Annotated in this window: 14 protein-coding genes and 8 tRNA genes; 10 read left to right on the top strand and 12 right to left on the bottom strand. The window is 45.0% G+C overall.

The annotated features are described in order from the left end of the window. Nucleotides 1-249: 249 nt before the first annotated feature. The 11 genes from K0I62_RS04995 to K0I62_RS04945 all read right to left on the bottom strand — a co-directional run bounded on the left by K0I62_RS04995 (nt 250) and on the right by K0I62_RS04945 (nt 4,577). A tRNA-Leu gene (locus tag K0I62_RS04995) sits at nt 250-334 on the bottom strand. 36 nt (nt 335-370) lie between these two features. Continuing rightward, nucleotides 371-445 (bottom strand) — tRNA-Gln (locus K0I62_RS04990). 64 nt (nt 446-509) lie between these two features. Further along, nucleotides 510-594 (bottom strand) — tRNA-Leu (locus K0I62_RS04985). A gap of 30 nt (nt 595-624) precedes the next feature. Continuing rightward, nucleotides 625-701: transfer RNA gene (locus K0I62_RS04980), tRNA-Met, on the bottom strand. A gap of 20 nt (nt 702-721) precedes the next feature. Next, nucleotides 722-796 (bottom strand) — tRNA-Gln (locus K0I62_RS04975). 45 nt (nt 797-841) lie between these two features. Then, a tRNA-Gln gene (locus tag K0I62_RS04970) sits at nt 842-916 on the bottom strand. A gap of 50 nt (nt 917-966) precedes the next feature. Next, a tRNA-Leu gene (locus K0I62_RS04965) sits at nt 967-1,051 on the bottom strand. 30 nt (nt 1,052-1,081) lie between these two features. Continuing rightward, nucleotides 1,082-1,158 (bottom strand) — tRNA-Met (locus K0I62_RS04960). 277 nt (nt 1,159-1,435) lie between these two features. Beyond that, nucleotides 1,436-2,527, bottom strand: coding sequence for a redox-regulated ATPase YchF (ychF, locus tag K0I62_RS04955; RefSeq protein ID WP_220070405.1), 1,092 nt, complete (start codon nt 2,525-2,527; stop codon nt 1,436-1,438). Nucleotides 2,528-2,607: 80 nt separating this feature from the next. Beyond that, nucleotides 2,608-3,195 (bottom strand): aminoacyl-tRNA hydrolase, encoded by a 588-nt coding sequence (gene pth / locus K0I62_RS04950; protein WP_220063394.1) that lies wholly within the window; start codon nt 3,193-3,195, stop codon nt 2,608-2,610. Nucleotides 3,196-3,440: 245 nt separating this feature from the next. After that, complete coding sequence (locus tag K0I62_RS04945; protein ID WP_434086838.1) at nt 3,441-4,577, bottom strand: FAD-dependent monooxygenase; 1,137 nt, start codon at nt 4,575-4,577, stop codon at nt 3,441-3,443. Nucleotides 4,578-4,857: 280 nt separating this feature from the next. On the opposite strand from K0I62_RS04945, the gene K0I62_RS04940 reads away from it, so the two are divergent. The 6 genes from K0I62_RS04940 to lnt all read left to right on the top strand — a co-directional run bounded on the left by K0I62_RS04940 (nt 4,858) and on the right by lnt (nt 10,910). Then, entirely contained in the window at nt 4,858-5,190 is a 333-nt protein-coding gene (locus K0I62_RS04940; RefSeq protein ID WP_220070403.1) for a hypothetical protein, read from the top strand. A 96-nt stretch (nt 5,191-5,286) separates the two neighbouring features. Continuing rightward, nucleotides 5,287-6,711: a tRNA (N6-isopentenyl adenosine(37)-C2)-methylthiotransferase MiaB gene (miaB, locus tag K0I62_RS04935; protein ID WP_220070402.1), complete on the top strand. Its 1,425-nt coding sequence runs from the start codon at nt 5,287-5,289 to the stop codon at nt 6,709-6,711. Between the two features lie 203 nt (nt 6,712-6,914). Beyond that, entirely contained in the window at nt 6,915-7,958 is a 1,044-nt protein-coding gene (locus K0I62_RS04930) for a PhoH family protein (protein ID WP_220070401.1), read from the top strand. After that, entirely contained in the window at nt 7,948-8,418 is a 471-nt protein-coding gene (gene ybeY / locus K0I62_RS04925; protein WP_220070400.1) for an rRNA maturation RNase YbeY, read from the top strand. Before K0I62_RS04930 ends, ybeY begins: the two co-directional genes overlap by 11 nt. A 26-nt stretch (nt 8,419-8,444) precedes the next feature. After that, complete coding sequence (corC, locus tag K0I62_RS04920) at nt 8,445-9,320, top strand: CNNM family magnesium/cobalt transport protein CorC (protein ID WP_220070399.1); 876 nt, start codon at nt 8,445-8,447, stop codon at nt 9,318-9,320. A gap of 27 nt (nt 9,321-9,347) precedes the next feature. Next, on the top strand, nt 9,348-10,910 hold the full coding sequence (gene lnt / locus K0I62_RS04915) for an apolipoprotein N-acyltransferase (protein ID WP_220070398.1): 1,563 nt from the start codon (nt 9,348-9,350) through the stop codon (nt 10,908-10,910). Nucleotides 10,911-11,267: 357 nt separating this feature from the next. Here the strand turns inward: lnt and K0I62_RS04910 are convergent, their stop codons facing one another. Beyond that, a complete protein-coding gene (locus tag K0I62_RS04910) occupies nt 11,268-11,768 on the bottom strand; it encodes a zinc ribbon-containing protein (RefSeq protein WP_220070397.1) in 501 nt (166 codons plus the stop codon). 120 nt (nt 11,769-11,888) lie between these two features. Here K0I62_RS04910 and leuS point away from each other — a divergent pair, with 120 nt between their 5' ends. From leuS to nadD, 4 genes are all read left to right on the top strand, one after another. After that, nucleotides 11,889-14,480, top strand: coding sequence for a leucine--tRNA ligase (gene leuS, locus K0I62_RS04905; protein ID WP_220070396.1), 2,592 nt, complete (start codon nt 11,889-11,891; stop codon nt 14,478-14,480). Between the two features lie 95 nt (nt 14,481-14,575). After that, a complete protein-coding gene (locus tag K0I62_RS04900; protein ID WP_220070395.1) occupies nt 14,576-15,070 on the top strand; it encodes an LPS-assembly lipoprotein LptE in 495 nt (164 codons plus the stop codon). Beyond that, entirely contained in the window at nt 15,070-16,101 is a 1,032-nt protein-coding gene (gene holA / locus K0I62_RS04895; protein ID WP_220070394.1) for a DNA polymerase III subunit delta, read from the top strand. The genes K0I62_RS04900 and holA overlap by 1 nt, the downstream gene beginning before the upstream one ends. Nucleotide 16,102: 1 nt before the next feature. Then, nucleotides 16,103-16,744 (top strand): nicotinate-nucleotide adenylyltransferase, encoded by a 642-nt coding sequence (gene nadD / locus K0I62_RS04890; RefSeq protein ID WP_220070393.1) that lies wholly within the window; start codon nt 16,103-16,105, stop codon nt 16,742-16,744. The last annotated feature ends 60 nt before the right edge of the window (nt 16,745-16,804 follow it).

Here is a 16,804-nt window from a genome sequence, read left to right as displayed (position 1 = left end):
GTAACAAAACACGCCTGACAGACGAATTTTAACACATTTGATTCGGTGTTAACGAGTTTGGCTCTAGAGCAAGTATACGCCTCACTCCTTGCAAGCAACAAGGGCTTGCATGTTTCCCTACATACTTAAGGCATTCTCATCATCCCTTGAGGCCAGATGGTGTGAATGCCTTATCAGAAGGGATGGTCAAAAGGCAAATTTCAGATACAAAAAAGCCTGTCATTCAACAGGCTTTTTTGTTTTTAATAATGGTACGGGAAGAGAGACTTGAACTCTCACACCTTGCGGCACCAGAACCTAAATCTGGCGTGTCTACCAATTCCACCATTCCCGCACTGCGTCTAGTTTTATATCCTGACAAAGATAAATATGGCTGGGGTACCAGGATTCGAACCTGGGGATGCCGAGATCAAAACCCGGTGCCTTACCGCTTGGCGATACCCCAATAAGCTTTCGCTTTGTTACAGCCCAGAGTTAATAGCTAGCCTATAACATTAAATTAAATTAAATGGTACGGGAAGAGAGACTTGAACTCTCACACCTTGCGGCACCAGAACCTAAATCTGGCGTGTCTACCAATTCCACCATTCCCGCACTGTATCTAGTTTTACATCTTAGAAAAGATGGTAGCAATGGCGGGACTTGAACCTGCGACCCCAGCATTATGAGTGCTGTGCTCTAACCAGCTGAGCTACATTGCCACATATTATCATAAAGATAATGGCTGGGGTACCAGGATTCGAACCTGGGAATGCCGAGATCAAAACCCGGTGCCTTACCGCTTGGCGATACCCCAAAACTGTTTCAAACGATTTAACTTTACCACTTTACAATAAGAAAGTGGCTGGGGTACCAGGATTCGAACCTGGGAATGCCGAGATCAAAACCCGGTGCCTTACCGCTTGGCGATACCCCAATCAATCTTGATTCAAGCTAAACACAATACAATGTCTAGCTAAAAATAAATGGTACGGGAAGAGAGACTTGAACTCTCACACCTTGCGGCACCAGAACCTAAATCTGGCGTGTCTACCAATTCCACCATTCCCGCACTGTATCTAGTTTTACATCTTAGAAAAGATGGTAGCAATGGCGGGACTTGAACCTGCGACCCCAGCATTATGAGTGCTGTGCTCTAACCAGCTGAGCTACATTGCCATCGTTTTTTACCTTATCCCTCTTGCCGAGGAACGGGGCGTATTATGCTTATTCAGCGTATGCAGGTCAACAGCTTTTTTTCGCTAATTTAAACTCTGCTATCCGTTCGCTTATAAACTCACCAAAGTGAGCAGCAGTTATTCAATAAACACGATAAAACCGCTATTTCTAGCGACGGAACCTAATAAAGTAAACAAAAGCGGCTTAGTAATTCTACTAAGCCGCCCGATACAAATGACAATTAATCTTGCCTATTTCGCCATTAAAGCAAAACCGATCACACGTTAAACAAGAAATGCATTACATCGCCATCTTTAACGATATAGGTTTTTCCTTCAACACGTAATTTGCCCGCTTCTTTCGCGCCAGCTTCACCTTTATATGCAATGAAGTCATCATAAGACATCACCTGTGCACGAATAAAGCCACGTTCGAAATCGGTATGAATCACACCAGCGGCTTGAGGCGCACTAGCACCAACACGAACTGTCCACGCACGGACTTCTTTAACACCAGCTGTAAAGTAAGTGTGTAAATCGAGTAGTTCATAACCCGCACGAATAACGCGATCTAAACCAGGCTCTTCTAAACCAAGGTCAGTCATAAACTCTTGGCGATCTTCAGCGTCCATCTCAGCAAGCTCTGATTCAATTGCCGCACAAACCGCAACAACAACCGCGTTTTCTTTAGCAGCAATTTCGCGAACCGTATCAAGATGCGGGTTATTCTCAAACCCATCTTCTGACACGTTAGCAATATACATAGTCGGTTTTAGCGTAAGGAAGTTTAAGTAAGCAACCGCCGCTATCTCCTCTTTGCTCAAATCCATTGAACGAAGCATATGGCCTTCATCCAATACTGGGCGCATTTTCTCTAGTACGCTAACTTCAAATTTAGCCTCTTGATCACCGCCCTTAGCACGTTTTTGCTGACGAAGAATTGCACGCTCACATGAGTCTAAATCTGCAAGCGCTAGCTCAGTGTTAATCACTTCAATATCACTGGCTGGCGATACTTTATTAGCAACATGAACGATGTTGTCATCTTCAAAGCAACGAACAACATGACCGATAGCATCAGTTTCGCGAATATTAGCAAGGAACTTGTTACCTAAGCCTTCACCTTTTGATGCACCAGCAACAAGGCCGGCAATATCAACAAATTCCATAGTCGTAGGTAGAATACGCTCAGGCTTAACGATTTCGGCCAACGCCTCTAATCGTGGGTCAGGCACTGGCACAACACCCGTATTGGGTTCAATTGTACAAAACGGAAAGTTAGACGCTTCGATGCCCGCTTTGGTTAGTGCATTGAACAGTGTCGATTTACCTACGTTTGGTAGGCCAACGATGCCACATTTAAAACCCATTATATTTACCTTTATTCAATTAGTATTATCGGCATAGCCAATAATAAGCTGCTCACTGCTGAGCTTGTCAGAGTTCTTGACTAACCAGCTTTGTAAGAATGCAACCTGTGCATCGCCTTACTCATATCTTCTTTAAATAGTAATTCTGTTGCACGCACAGCTTCGTCAATCACCTCTTCAATAAGGCGTTGCTCAACCTGTGGCGCTTTTCCTAATACATAGTTACTCACCAAACTTTTATCACCAGGGTGTCCAATACCAATCCGCAGACGGTAAAACCCTTTGTTGTTGGCGAGCTTTGCAATAATATCTTTTAATCCGTTGTGGCCACCATGACCACCGCCTAATTTGAACTTTGCTACACCTGGCGGCATATCGAGTTCATCATGGGCAACCAAGATCTCTTCTGGTTCTATACGAAAAAAATTCGCTAATGCACCGACTGACTTACCACTAAGATTCATAAAGGTGGTAGGAATAAGCAAGCGCACATCTTTACCATATAGGGTTGCTCTTGCTGTCAGGCCATAGTATTTACTGTCGGCGACTAAGCTAACGCCACATACGCGCGCTAGTTCGTTTACATACCACTCACCCGCGTTATGTCGCGTCTGTTGGTACTTTTCACCAGGGTTAGCAAGCCCAACAATCAGTTTTATATTACTCATTTAACCAATGCCTATCTCGCAAGCGCGCAAATAAAAACGCGGCATTTTAGCACTCAATCGGCTGAGCAACAAATTTGTTGGCGATCCTTTATTTTGGCGCGGGTATCGATAACGGATCGAGACGACTTTGACTGCTCCATGCGATTAATCACCAGCACAGGGACCGTTAGGTAAGATCAGAATGCCGAACACGCTATAAACCACTTTTTATTAGCTAGGATAGAAAGTGGTTCGCTGTTGAAACATCAAAATCCCATGGCATATTTCAATACTTTCTGCTTGATAGGTGAATCGATATTGGCCATTTTTAACGCGCCGTTTCGCAGCAGTTTTAATGGCAAAAGATCATTGCTAAAACTCGCATAAAATAGATCCATTGTGCTCATCATCAGCTGATTATCACGATAACGTTTAGCTTGATACTTAGCCAATAGATCCTTATGCCACCAGCAATGACGATGAGTGATAGCATCGGTAAAGCAATCTATTAATGCGGCAACATCTTTAAAGCCAAGGTTCACCCCCTGCCCCGCTAACGGATTGATGGTGTGCGCCGCATCGCCTAAAATCACGACATTATAGTCATAATAACGCTGAGCATGACGACGGGTTAATTTAAAGCTGCCATGGTCAACAACTTTAAACCCGTGATCGAGACGTTGAGGAAAATGCTGTTTGATCTGTTCTGCTAATGCTTGGTGACTTAAGTTCGATAGCTGAGCGATTCGGCTGGCATCATCGTACCAAACCAAGGAGGCGTTATTACCCGGTAAAGGTAACAGTGACCGCGGCCCTTTAGGAGTAAATTGCTGCCAAGTGACATCTTGTTCGGCTGTTTCCGTTTCGATATTGATTAACATCGCTGACTGGGCATAATCCCAACCCGTTATGCCAATTCCTGCCCACTGACGTACTTGAGAGTTTGCGCCATCGGCACCCATGAGTAGACGAGTATTGATAATCATCTGGTTATCAAGTTGCACCCTAATCCCGTCATCGATACGAATAAACTGTTCCACCTTAGCTGGGCAAATCAAGGTCAAATTATCATGCTGTTCAAACGCCTGCCATAGCGCCAGCTGCACGATACGATTCTCAACAATATGACCTAGGTGGCTAACACCGATTTGATCGCTATGAAACTGCGTGATAAAACCATCAAGCTCCCAGGTTTCAAGCCCCTTGTAGGCAACTTGACGCATGGTCGCAATCGTATCCAGAGCACCTAGACGCTCAAGTAGCTGCTCTGAGGCCACGCTAATTGCCGACACACGAAGATCCAGTGGTTGTTCTGGACTAAAGGCTTTAGGCTCAAATGCTTCAACCAACGCAACCGTCAAACCAAGTTGTGCCAATCCAATTGCAGCTGCCGCACCCACCATACCGCCACCGAGAATCACTACATCTTTGTTCAAACGCTGCTTATCGTTATCAATCACCTTAACATTTACTCCATGATCCTATGTCTAAATATGTCTATGTTGCCTATTGCGTATGCAAATGTTGCTGACAGGCTAAACAGTCACTATCGGTTACAAAGAGGCAGTAACCAAGCTATCCGAAGCCAATAATCTTATCTAAACTGCTTTTTAATGTTCGTAAGAGAAGTTGGTCGCCAACGCCAACTTGAGCCCACTATCTAGTTAGTGTAACGGAGTCACAATGAAAACCGTAATCGCAGGAAGCCTATTGCTTACAGCATCACTCGCACCGATGTTAACCTTTGCCAATGTATCACCAGTCAGTTCATCACCATCCAATTTGTCGCCATCAATGGAAAGGATGACCATAACCTACCGCTCCGCGATAGATTATGCCCTATATCAATATACGATTGAATTGCTGAGTCACTTTAGAAATGAAATCCACGCCAGCATACATCAACAAGCAGCATCAAATACCCTTGAAATGTATAAGGCCTTTATTGAATCAAATAGTGACGATACAACAGAGATCACAGCTATGCTAACGGTTAAACGTCGAACTCTAGAGTAATTTCTAAGATATAACGTGCAAAAGCTAGCCAGAGTTGTACTCAGAGGGTAAAATGTCGCGCTATTTTTCCAGTAATTGCAACCACGGCGCAAACTGATGAGTAAGAAACTCCATATAAAAACTTGGGGCTGTCAGATGAATGAGTATGACTCATCAAAGATGGCCGACCTATTAGACGAATACCAAGGTTACACGTTAACCGAGGAAGCAGAAGAAGCGGACGTACTCCTGCTAAATACCTGCTCTATTCGCGAAAAAGCACAAGAGAAAGTGTTTCACCAGCTTGGTCGCTGGAAGACATTAAAAGATAAAAACCCTAACCTGATTATTGGGGTTGGCGGTTGCGTTGCCTCACAAGAAGGCAAGGCGATTAAAGAGCGCGCGCAATGTGTAGACATTATTTTCGGCCCTCAGACCTTACATCGCCTACCAGAGATGATCGATCAGATCCAGCAAGGCGGTAAAGCGGTCATCGATGTTACCTTCCCAGAAATTGAGAAGTTTGACCGTCTACCAGAACCTCGCGCGGACGGCCCAAGCGCCTTCGTATCCATCATGGAAGGTTGCAGTAAATACTGCTCTTTCTGTGTGGTTCCTTACACCCGTGGTGAAGAGGTGAGTCGCCCAGTAGATGATGTGATCCTAGAAATCGCTCAACTAGCAGAACAAGGCGTACGCGAAGTTAACCTACTTGGTCAAAACGTTAACGCCTTCCGCGGTGCAACCCACGACGATGATATCTGTACCTTCGCCGAATTACTGCGTTATGTCGCCGCTATCGATGGAATCGACCGCATCCGTTTTACCACCAGCCATCCAATTGAGTTTACTCAAGACATCATTGATGTTTATGAAGATACGCCAGAATTGGTTAGCTTCTTACATCTGCCAGTGCAGTCGGGATCAGATTTGGTTTTGACTCAGATGAAACGTGGTCATATGGCGATTGAGTATAAGTCAATCATACGTCGTCTGCGTAAAGCGCGTCCTGATATCCAAATAAGCTCTGATTTTATCATCGGATTCCCCGGTGAATCGAAGCAGGATTTTGCCGATACCATGAAACTCATTGAAGATGTGCAGTTTGATCACAGCTTCAGCTTTATCTATAGCGCACGTCCAGGTACGCCAGCGGCAGATCTGCCTGATGATGTGTCAATGGAAGAGAAAAAAGAGCGCCTTGCTATCTTGCAAGATCGTATCACTCAACAAGCAATGCGTTATAGCCGTCAAATGCTAGGTACCGTTCAGCGTATATTAGTTGAAGGTCCATCTGTGAAAAATCCTATGGAACTGCGCGGCCGCACCGAAAACAATCGAGTGGTTAACTTCGAAGCCGATCCTAAGCATATTGGTAGTTTTGTTGATGTAGAAATTGTTGATGTTTACACCAACTCGCTCCGTGGCACCTTTATACGCGGTGAAGATGAGATGGACTTGCGTCGTAACCTCCGTCCATCAGATATCTTAGCTAAGCATAAGAAAGATGATGACTTAGGCGTCACCCAATACATCCCTTAAATAGGAAGTTGGGTCATCAAATACGAATTCAAAGCGACTGTTAACCCAGTCGCTTTTTGTTATATAAGTTTTCTGCAGCAGAGTGGTTGGCAAGCGATTTAACGACCAAATAGGATTAGCATTTCCGCTTAATGGCTCGTAAACTGTTAATATCATCTTTGACCCTAGTCGTAGATAAAGACAAACATTATCTGGAGTTATTTTTGTCAAATAAATTAACAACCCTAAATCTTTATTTAGAACCTTCTGATACTCGTCGACTCGCATCACTTTGCGGACCTTTTGATGACAATATCAAACAGCTTGAACGCCGAATTGGTGTAGAGATTAACTACCGTAATAACCATTTTCAGATTATGGGCCAAGCGAGAAACTGTCTGACTGCTAATAATCTATTAAAAGAGTTATATGTAGAGACTCAGCCTGTACGTGGTAGCACGCCCGATCTCGAACCAGACACGGTACATGTGGCGATTCAAGAAGCTATCGCTCTTGAAGCCGAAGCGCCTCGTGATGACGCCGAGCTGTATATCAAAACTAAACGCGGCGTAATAAAGCCAAGAAACCCAAATCAAAGTGATTATGTGGCCAATATTGTCCGTCACGATATCAGTTTTGGTGTGGGACCTGCCGGTACTGGTAAAACCTATCTTGCTGTAGCCGCAGCAGTCGATGCGCTTGAGCGCCAAGAAGTAAGACGTATCTTACTGACTCGGCCCGCAGTGGAAGCGGGTGAAAAACTGGGCTTCCTGCCGGGTGATTTAAGTCAGAAAGTCGACCCTTATCTACGCCCCTTATATGATGCACTGTTTGAGATGATGGGCTTTGAAAAAGTGGAGCGCCTAATTGAGCGCAGCGTGATTGAAGTTGCACCGCTAGCCTATATGCGCGGTCGTACCTTAAATGATGCTTTTATCATCTTGGACGAAAGCCAAAACACTACAGTTGAACAGATGAAGATGTTTTTGACCCGCATCGGCTTTAATTCTCGTGCAGTGATCACTGGTGATATTACGCAAATTGACCTCCCCAAACATCAGAAATCAGGCCTACGTCATGCCATCGAAGTGCTCAGCGATGTCGATGAAGTGAGTTTTAACTTCTTCCAAGCCAAAGATGTGGTACGTCATCCGGTCGTTGCGCGCATCGTCGAAGCATATGAAGTCCATGAGCAGAAAGCCGCTAGCGAAAAGGCCAAGCGCGAAAGTCAGTATTTATTGAAGGAACAAACACCTCATGACGCATGAGAATCCAGCAATCGCGTTAGATATTCAAATCGCTATCGATAGCAATACCTTACCAACTCAAGCACAATTTGAAACTTGGGTTCGCTTGGCGCTGGGTAATACGATGCCAGAAGCTGAGCTGACGATTCGTTTAGTGAATAAGCATGAAAGTCAGACTTTAAATCACACTTATCGCGGTAAAGACAAACCAACAAATGTGCTATCATTTCCATTCGAATCGCCGCCAGAAGTAGAGTTACCTTTACTTGGTGATTTAGTGATCTGTGTTCCCGTTGTAGAATCTGAAGCTTATGAACAAAACAAGAGCTTAGAAGCTCATTGGGCTCACATGGTTGTACATGGTTGTCTTCATCTGCTAGGGTATGATCACATCATCGACAGCGAAGCTGAAGAGATGGAGTCTTTAGAGACGCAACTAATTGAAAGTTTAGGCTTTCCAAATCCTTACAAGGAGCAATAGTTGACCATATTGGTCAAGAAAATACTATGAGTGACGATATCCCACCGAGTACCAACGCCCATAAGAAGGGCTGGTTTGAAAAAGTTAGTCAGTTATTCCAGGGCGAACCACAGAGTCGCGATGAATTAGTGGAAGTTATCCACGATGCTGAATTACGAGAAGTGATCAGCGAAGATACTCGCGAGATGATTAAAGGTGTTTTAGAAGTCTCCGATCTGCGCGTGCGTGACATCATGATCCCACGGGCACAAATTGTGGCGCTAAAGATAGATAATACGGTAGAAGAGTTACTCTCTACTGTTATTGGCTCTGCACATTCACGCTTTCCTGTCGTCAATGAAGATAAAGATCATATCGAAGGTATTTTACTCGCTAAAGATCTGCTTCAATACGGCTTCAAAAACAATGATGAACCTTTCTCTCTTGGGCAAGTGATCCGCCCAGCCGTTGTTGTACCTGAAAGTAAGCGTGTCGATGTACTACTTAAAGAGTTCCGTTCTCAACGTTACCATATGGCGATCGTCGTCGATGAATATGGTGGAGTATCTGGACTAGTGACCATCGAAGATATCCTAGAAGAAATCGTCGGTGAAATCGAAGATGAATTTGATCATGACTCAGCTGAAGAGACCGAGATACGTAAAGTTGGCAAGCAGTTATATATGCTTAAAGCATTGACACCGATTGAAGACTTTAACGAAACCTTCGGTACCCAGTTTAGTGATGAAGAGTTTGATACCGTCGGTGGCCTAGTGTCTCATGCGTTTGGGCACTTACCCGAGCGCAATGAAAAAGTGATGATCGATGGTATCGAGTTCAAGGTGATTAGTGCCGATACTCGCAGATTGGTTCAACTTAGGGTAAAACTTCCCGATCCCCAAACTGAAGACGATAACGCATAATATCTTCAGTCCTTTGATGAGGCTTCAATGCTGCTACGACTTAGGGCAATAGCCCATCAACCTAAGTTCAGACTGGTACTTGCTTATTTAGCAGGTGCCAGTACTGCCCTTTCATTTGCCCCTTATGGCCTTTGGCCAATCTACTTGATAGCTATGGCATTTGCCCTAAGGCAAAGCGAATCCTTATCACCAAGGCAATCCTTTGCTTATTGGCTTAGCTTTGGCTTTGGTAGCTTTTCTGTAGGGATAAGCTGGGTGCACGTCAGTATGGATACCTATGGCGGTTTACCCATCGTAGCCTCCGTCGGACTCATGGCTATCCTCGCCTTATATCTAGGGCTATACCCAGCGATTGCAGGGACACTGTTAGCCAAGTTATCTCCCCAATCTCGCTTCGTTCGCTATCTATTACTGTTTCCCGCGCTGTGGGTTATCTGTGAATGGGCCAGAGGTTGGGCATTAACAGGCTTTCCTTGGCTATGGGCTGGATATACACAAACTAGTGGTCCATTAAGCGAACTGGCAAGCGTCATTGGCGCGTTAGGCTTGAGCTATAGCGTGGCATTGCTGGCAGGCGCAATAACCTTGCTGTTTAGCAATCGCGCCTCTATATTCAAACGCGCTACTCCACTTGTTCTCCTTGCTAGTACGCTATTATGTGGTAGCTATCTAGCCAGTACCTTGTCGCCAATAACGGCCACAGGAAAAACAGTGAATGTCACACTGGTTCAGGGCAATATTGCCCAAAGCATGAAATGGCAACCAGAAGCACTGTGGCCAACTATGCTCAAATACATGGATCTGTCTCGTCCAGAGTTTGCCAATACAGATATTTTTATCTGGCCAGAAGCGGCTATTCCTGCACCAGAATATATGGTGGCCGACTTTCTCGATAATGCGAACAAAGTCGCCAACTTCAATAACAGCGCCATCATTACCGGCATCATTAGCCAGCAACAAGACCGTTTTTATAACTCTTTAATCGTGCTAGGAAATCACAATCAAGCAGTTCAAAACTCTGCCGATTATCAAGGCGGTGGCCATAATGAATTCAAAAAGCATCACCTATTACCTATAGGTGAATTTGTGCCATTTGAAGATCTACTTCGGCCATTAGCCCCCTTTTTTAATCTGCCAATGTCTTCATTTGCTCGCGGTGATTATCAGCAGCCAAACCTGAATGCTGTCGGCCACAAAATAGCACCCGCGATCTGTTACGAAATTGCCTTTCCAGAGCAATTGCGAGCCAACGTCAATGCCGACACAGAGCTGTTATTAACCGTCTCGAATGATGCTTGGTTTGGCACCTCAAATGGGCCGTTACAACATATGGAAATAGCTCAGATGCGAGCAATTGAGCTTGGCCGCCCTTTGATTAGAGCAACCAATAATGGGGTCACAGCCATTGTAAACAGCAAGGGAGAGATCACTGATAAGTTACCCCAGTTTGAAACAGGTGTACTTAATGGAAACATTCCACTGGTCAAAGGCGAGACACTATTTTCTCAGTGGGGACAATTGCCGGTTTTGCTGCTGAGCTTTTTAATATTTGGCTTACGTCTTTTAACGCTTAAGTCGTTTAAAGCTTAAGCTGTTAAAAAACCACAAGCGATGATCAAGTGGAAAAATAATCAGGGTTTACGCTAACCTCTAACGCCAAGCTTTAGTGGTTATGGTTATGGTTATGGTTATGGCTATGATTATGGCTATTGTATTGGTGAGTGATTGAGTGATTGAGTGATTGAGTGATTGAGTGATCAATATTCCACCCGCTATCGGGTGGGCTCGACAATAACGATACGAAAATGGCTCAATTTTTACGGCACTTTGGTAAACCGATATAACAATCCTAATGTTGTTACATCGGCTAGGGCGATAACCAAAGTGCTCTACTGGTCGACGATGAGTGCTGTTTTAGCTATCGATTGCAGCCTTAGCTGCACAATCTTATGGCGCTAAGGCTTCTCGGGTAAACTGACCGCAATCACACTTTGGACAATCTGGGATAACACCAGGAAACTCGATGCGCATCTCATGACCGCATTCAGTACAAACCATGACGCCCTGACCCACTATCTCGCCACTTTGATAGTAACCATTATGCTTAAAATCTTGGCTAACCTCATGCCACTCCATTTGACTGCGATCGGTGATCTCACTTAGCCAGTGCCATAAAGTGTTCTCAGCGACAATAACCGATGGACTATGACTTAAGTCAGTCGCATTTTTCTCCTGTAAGTAGTTGGCAATGTCACGTTTTAAAAATTGTTCGACTAATGCAATTTCATCTTCTTTGGCCTGCTGTTTTAGAACTAAAAACTCCTTGCTTGCGGTAACAACCTTGTATAACTCCTTTACAGTCATTGAGTTATCTTCAGAAAAGTCTGACTTCACTTTAGAAAACAACGCCTCATAAAGCGATAGTAACGCACTGCTTCGTTCACTCATGTTAAATACTCCTTCATGCGAACCTTTTTAATAACTCACTTCTAGTTTATTCTATGCAGATCTAATTCGCGCGCAATGTGCGCAAGATCAAATAATAAGCGGCATGGCCGGGAATCATCAATGCAAGAGCAATATCTACCTTCAGAGATTGAAGCTAAGGTGCAACAGCACTGGCAAGACACTAAAACATTTGAAGTAACCGAAGATGAAAACAAAGAGAAATTTTACTGTCTCTCTATGTTCCCTTATCCATCGGGTCGACTGCATATGGGCCATGTCCGTAACTACACCATAGGCGATGTAGTTGCGCGTTACCAGCGCCTGCAAGGAAAAAACGTATTACAACCGATAGGTTGGGACTCTTTTGGTCTGCCAGCAGAAAATGCAGCGATCAATAATAAGACCGCGCCCGCACCTTGGACATACGAAAATATCGACTACATGAAGAACCAGCTAAAGATGCTGGGATTCGGTTACGATTGGAGCCGTGAAATCGCCACTTGTACCCCTGAATATTACCGTTGGGAACAGTGGTTCTTCACTAAGCTTTACGAGAAGGGCCTGGTCTACAAGAAGACTGCCTCGGTCAACTGGTGTCCAAACGATGAAACCGTACTGGCAAACGAGCAGGTGCAAGATGGCTGCTGCTGGCGCTGTGACACCGAAGTGGTTCAGAAAGAGATCCCACAGTGGTTCATTAAGATCACCGACTACGCCGAAGAGCTGTTAAACGACATTGACCAATTAGATGAATGGCCTGAGCAAGTTAAGACCATGCAACGTAATTGGATTGGTCGTAGCGAAGGTATTGAGATGACCTTCCAAGTGGCTGACAGCGATCAGAGCTTCGATATCTATACCACTCGCCCCGATACCGTAATGGGTGTGACCTACGTGGCAATTGCTGCGGGTCACCCATTAGCAGAGCAAGCAGCGGTAAATAACCCTGTACTTAAAGACTTTATCGAAGAGTGCAAAAATGCCGACACCACTGAAGCCGCGATGGCTGCGATGGAGAAAAAAGGCGTTGATACCGGTCTTAAGGCGATTCATCCACTCACGGGTAAATTAGTGCCTATTTGGGCGGCTAACTTCGTACTGATGAACTATGGTACTGGCGCAGTAATGTCGGTTCCAGGTCATGATCAACGTGATTATGAATTTGCGACTAAATATGGCCTAGCAATCGAAGGCGTAATTAAACCTATCGATGGTGAGCTTGATATCAGTAAAGAAGCTTATACCGAGAAGGGGATTGTGTTTAACTCTGGTGAAGCGTTCCCAGAGTTAGATGGGCTTGATTTCCAAGCCGCATTTGATGCAATCGATTCGAGATTGGCAAGTGAAGGCAAAGGAAAGCGTCAAGTCAACTTCCGTCTTCGCGATTGGGGTGTATCCCGTCAGCGGTACTGGGGCGCACCGATCCCAATGGTCACTTTGGCAGATGGCACTGTGATGCCAACACCCGAAGATCAACTGCCCGTTATCTTGCCTGAAGATGTGGTGATGGATGGTATCCAAAGCCCAATCAAAGCGGATAAAGAGTGGGCAAAGACACAGGTAAACGGACAAGAAGCCTTTAAAGAAACCGATACCTTCGACACCTTTATGGAGTCATCTTGGTATTATGCTCGCTACTGTAGCCCACATGCAGATGAGATGTTAGATCCTGCAAAAGCGAACTACTGGCTACCAGTGGATCAGTATATCGGTGGTATTGAGCATGCGTGTATGCATCTGCTTTACTTCCGTTTCTTCCACAAATTGCTGCGTGATATCGGCTTAGTTAACAGTGATGAGCCAGCTAAACGTCTACTGACTCAAGGTATGGTGTTGGCAGATGCCTTCTACTATAACGACGAGAAAGGCGCACGCGTTTGGGTTTCACCTAATGACGCGACTGTCACCGAAACCGATGACAAGGGGCGCATTGTTAAGGCGGTAGACAGCCAAGGCCATGAGCTGGTTTACACTGGCATGAGCAAGATGTCTAAGTCGAAAAACAACGGCATCGACCCACAAGAGATGGTCGATAAATATGGCGCCGATACAGTGCGTCTATTTATGATGTTTGCCGCACCACCAGAGCTTACTCTTGAATGGCAAGAGTCTAGCGTTGAAGGCGCGCACCGCTTCATCAAGCGTTTGTGGAAGCTCGCTCATGATCATGTGTCGCTAGGAAAAACGAGCCCATTAGATCTTGCTGCACTTAACCCTGCACAAAAAGAGCTGCGCCGTGAATTGCATAAAACTATTGCCAAAGTGGGCGATGATGTTGAACGTCGTCAGATGTTCAACACTGCAATTGCCTCGGTTATGGAATTAATGAACCGTCTGCAAAAAGCACCGATGGAAACAGAGCAAGATCGTGCGTTAATGCAAGAAGCATTATGTGCTGTTGTTCGTCTTCTGTATCCAATCATTCCTCACACCTGTTTTAGCCTATGGCAAGCCTTAGGTCACGAACAAGCGATTGAAGAAGTACTATGGCCAGAAGTCGATGAGTCGGCGCTAGTTGAAGACAGTAAGCTGATCGTCGTCTCGGTTAACGGTAAAGTACGCGCAAAAATCACCGTTGCCGCTGATGCTGATCAAAAGACTGTCGAAGCATTAGGTATGGCAGAAGAAGGTGTCATAAAACACACCGAAGGCAAAACAGTACGCAAAGTGATTTACGTACCAGGTAAGCTACTAAACATTGTTGCTAACTAGATCATAGCAAACGGGATAGTAGCAAACGAGAAAGCCCATGGCTTGACCATCACCCAGATGGTCAAGTCTCATCAACTTAGGAAATAGCCGAGCCTATGCTTATTAAACGCTTGTGTTTCGCCTTATTGACACTCACCCTCTTGGCCACCAGCGGCTGTGGTTTTAAACTTCAGCGCAGTTACTCGATCCCTGATGAGCTAAAGTCATTACATCTTAGTAGCCAAGATCAGTACAGTGAGCTCACTCGTCTTGTTCGTGAACGCTTGCGCTTAAACAGTATTAACGTGGTTCCACAAACGGATACCACACCTACTTTACGCATTCTTGGGGATTCACTCGACAGATCCACCTTGTCACTGTATCCCACAGGTAACGTGGCCGAGTATGAGCTAAATTATCAAGTCTCATTTGTTGTGCAGCAACCGGGGCGAGAAGCGCAAAGCTTTAACGTCGATATCCACCGAGATTACCTCGATGATCCTCGAACGGCACTTGCTAAGAGCCGCGAAATGGAACTACTGGTAAAAGAGATGCGTATTCAAGCGGCCGATCAGATCATCCAAATTTTGGCTTCATTCGAGACCAATTAATGCGGATTTATCCAGATCAACTCGCTAAACAGATAGCACCACTAAAGCCCTGCTATATGGTCTTTGGTGATGACCCTTGGCAATGTGAAACCGTTAAAGCGGTAATTTACGCACAAGCCAAAAAAGAGGGATTTGAAGAGAAGATCCATCTCACTCAAGAAACCGGATTTAACTGGAACGATCTTATTGAAGAGTGCAATACCATGAGCCTCTTCGCTAGTCGGCGTATTATTGAGCTTAATCTGCCTCAAGCAAAGCCCGGCGCAGAGGGGAGCACGCAACTGCAAGCAGTAATGCAATCGGTTAATCCCGATATACTCTTGGTGATCACAGGCCCTAAGCTTGCCAGCGAGCAAACCAAATCAAAATGGTTTAAAACACTTGATAACCATGGGATATATATTCCCTGCACGACACCTGAAGGTGCGCAATTTCAGCGCTGGCTCAACACTCGTATACAACACTTTAATCTTAATCTCACTCAAGATGCACAGCAGATGCTGTTTAGTCTTTATGAAGGTAACTTGTTGGCGGCTGATCAAGCCCTGCAGCTACTGCAACTGCTAAGTCCCAATCAACAAATAAGCAGCCAACAATTAGCTCTGTATTTTGAAGATCAATCTCGCTTTACGGTGTTTCAATTGGCCGACGTACTCTTGAGTAATCAGCAAGAGAAAGCGCAACATATCTTGTCGCAACTCCAAGCGGAAGGAATTGCAATGCCGATATTGCTCTGGGGACAATTCAAAGAGCTTACCACGCTATTTGAGCTCAAGCGTGCTCAAGAGATGGGCGAAAATGTGCAAACCATGTGGAGTAAATTACGTATTTGGGATAAACGTAAAGCCCTGTATCAAGCCGCGTTAACTCGATTATCACTGCGCCAGATAGAAACCATGCTCGCCTTTGCATCTAAAACAGAACTCAGATTAAAGCAGCAAGGAATCGAGGATTGGACAGCCCTAAGTCATCTCTGTCTGTTATACGACCCTGCAGCACATCAACATCTAAACCATATCGAACTCGAATAAGATGAAAATAGGCATTCTGGGCGGCACCTTCGACCCAATCCATTTTGGTCACATCAATCCATTGCTCGAGGTATATCAGGCGCTAGAACTTGATCAAATTTGGTTGATGCCAAACCATATTCCGCCTCATAAACAGCAGCCCAATAGTAGTACAAAACACAGATTGGCGATGGCCAACCTAGTGTGTGAGCAATACCCCCAGCTAGCATTATGTGACATAGAAGCAAAGCGAGATACGCCCTCTTATTCTGTTGCCACCCTAGAGGCACTGCGTAAAACCCATCCTAATGATCACCTACTGTTTATTATGGGGATGGATTCATTTGTTAACTTACCCAGCTGGTATCAATGGCAACAATTGCTGAAACTGTGCCATATCGTGGTCTGTAAACGTCCTGGGTGGCAAGTGGCCGACAATCCGCTAATGCAACAGTTACTCGAAAAACACACTGGTGACAAAAATAGTTTAGCGACTGCAGAGCTGAATCAACAATTTAGCGGTATCATTTTCCCCGTCGATATCACCGAGCAGCCCTATTCATCAACCGATATTCGTGCACAGCTGGCCAGTAATAAGCTCATAGAGGACGCGATGCCCAAAGTGATCAACACCTATATTACAGAGCATGGCTTGTATCGTTAACCAACACACCTGCGCCTCAACTCCACCACAATTTAGTTCAAAAATCCCTATCCGCTAGCC

The organism is Shewanella psychrotolerans (assembly GCF_019457595.1).
In the GTDB taxonomy this organism is placed as follows: Bacteria; Pseudomonadota; Gammaproteobacteria; order Enterobacterales; family Shewanellaceae; genus Shewanella; species Shewanella psychrotolerans.
Note: the sequence above shows the minus strand (reverse complement) of the source record. Positions and strands in the feature narration are given on the sequence as shown.

What these genes read in the sequence shown, in the direction of transcription:
- ychF (WP_220070405.1), bottom strand. Translation starts at nt 2,527, where the DNA reads ATGGGTTTTAAATGTGGCATCGTTGGCCTACCAAACGTAGGTAAATCG.
- pth (WP_220063394.1), bottom strand. Translation starts at nt 3,195, where the DNA reads ATGAGTAATATAAAACTGATTGTTGGGCTTGCTAACCCTGGTGAAAAG.
- K0I62_RS04945 (WP_434086838.1), bottom strand. Translation starts at nt 4,577, where the DNA reads ATGGTGGGTGCGGCAGCTGCAATTGGATTGGCACAACTTGGTTTGACG.
- K0I62_RS04940 (WP_220070403.1), top strand. Translation starts at nt 4,858, where the DNA reads ATGAAAACCGTAATCGCAGGAAGCCTATTGCTTACAGCATCACTCGCA.
- miaB (WP_220070402.1), top strand. Translation starts at nt 5,287, where the DNA reads ATGAGTAAGAAACTCCATATAAAAACTTGGGGCTGTCAGATGAATGAG.
- ybeY (WP_220070400.1), top strand. Translation starts at nt 7,948, where the DNA reads ATGACGCATGAGAATCCAGCAATCGCGTTAGATATTCAAATCGCTATC.
- corC (WP_220070399.1), top strand. Translation starts at nt 8,445, where the DNA reads ATGAGTGACGATATCCCACCGAGTACCAACGCCCATAAGAAGGGCTGG.
- lnt (WP_220070398.1), top strand. Translation starts at nt 9,348, where the DNA reads ATGCTGCTACGACTTAGGGCAATAGCCCATCAACCTAAGTTCAGACTG.
- K0I62_RS04910 (WP_220070397.1), bottom strand. Translation starts at nt 11,768, where the DNA reads ATGAGTGAACGAAGCAGTGCGTTACTATCGCTTTATGAGGCGTTGTTT.
- leuS (WP_220070396.1), top strand. Translation starts at nt 11,889, where the DNA reads ATGCAAGAGCAATATCTACCTTCAGAGATTGAAGCTAAGGTGCAACAG.
- K0I62_RS04900 (WP_220070395.1), top strand. Translation starts at nt 14,576, where the DNA reads ATGCTTATTAAACGCTTGTGTTTCGCCTTATTGACACTCACCCTCTTG.
- holA (WP_220070394.1), top strand. Translation starts at nt 15,070, where the DNA reads ATGCGGATTTATCCAGATCAACTCGCTAAACAGATAGCACCACTAAAG.
- nadD (WP_220070393.1), top strand. Translation starts at nt 16,103, where the DNA reads ATGAAAATAGGCATTCTGGGCGGCACCTTCGACCCAATCCATTTTGGT.